Source organism: Clostridium nigeriense, from assembly GCF_050585245.1.
Lineage (GTDB): Bacteria > Bacillota > Clostridia > Clostridiales > Clostridiaceae > Clostridium > Clostridium nigeriense_A.
Genome location: NZ_JBNOOF010000038.1, coordinates 1 through 990, shown reverse-complemented (window position 1 = coordinate 990; position 990 = coordinate 1). Strand labels below are relative to the sequence as shown.

The 990-nt window shown below is 27.4% G+C and carries 3 protein-coding genes; all 3 read right to left on the bottom strand.

The genetic code is table 11. From position 1 onward, the window contains the following. Positions 1–339 (bottom strand): ATP-binding protein (locus ACQPUY_RS17710; RefSeq protein WP_430843373.1); only part of this gene is annotated, 339 nt, incomplete at its 3' end. Further along, a complete protein-coding gene (locus ACQPUY_RS17705) occupies positions 339–578 on the bottom strand; it encodes a hypothetical protein (RefSeq protein ID WP_430843371.1) in 240 nt (79 codons plus the stop codon). The genes ACQPUY_RS17710 and ACQPUY_RS17705, both read right to left, overlap by 1 nt. A gap of 12 nt (positions 579–590) precedes the next feature. After that, positions 591–990: Mu transposase domain-containing protein (locus ACQPUY_RS17700; RefSeq protein ID WP_430843369.1), on the bottom strand; the 400-nt coding region annotated here is incomplete at its 5' end.

Below are 990 nucleotides of genomic sequence, written 5' to 3'. Positions count from 1 at the left end.
TCCAGATAAAATTACATTTTGCCCTTTTTCTATAAAGTCTAGGGTACTTAACGTCCCTAACTTCTTTTGGGCATCTGTAGGTAATTCATTAATATCTAGCTCATCTAGATATTTTTTATACGGAAAGCTTGCAATACGTACTCTACTTTTTCTAACTTCTTCCTGACTATAATCATACTCTTTTTGAAGTAGCTTATAAATTAGCTCCTCATAACTTGAATCTATTTCAGTTGCACTATTAATTTCTGTATCTATACCAATTTTAAATGTTGATAACTTAAGATAATTGGCATATTCATATATTCCATTAAGAAATATTTTTTTATCATGATTTTTCATTATCCTATATCGTCCTTTCTTTCAGAAAGCATCTCGGTATAGTTATTCAATAAATTTATAGAATTATTAACAATACTAGAATCACTATCCTTAAAATATTGCTTATAATAGTCAATTTCTTCATTGCGTTGGCATACAAACTTTATTTTGTCTAATGTTATAGAAGTAGGTGTTACTTTTCGAATCATTTCTATACTTTTCTCTACCTTTTCTATACCAACTTCACCTACTAAGTTCAATAATTCTATAAACTATTTTTCTTTTCCTATAAAATAGGAAGTATACATATCTTGAATATTTGTATCTATTTGCTTAAATGCACAACTATTTATCAATGCATGGGGCTTTCTAAATAGAGTTATAAGATAATGATTAATATCAATAACCCATTGATGCAATCCAGGATTTTTCTTATGGTGTGTAATTTTTTCTTCTTCAAAATACAGAATTATATCATTAGAATATATTTTGCATCTTAGTATTTTATTCACAAACCTATCGGGAACGGAGTAATGACAAGTATCAACAACAATAGTTGAATATTTATCAACTCTAAGCATTTCTAGCCTTGCATATTCATATTTTCCAAGTGTAGGAAGTAAGTTACATTTTTCACTTTCAAATAGTTCAATTGGAGATTTATCTTTATTA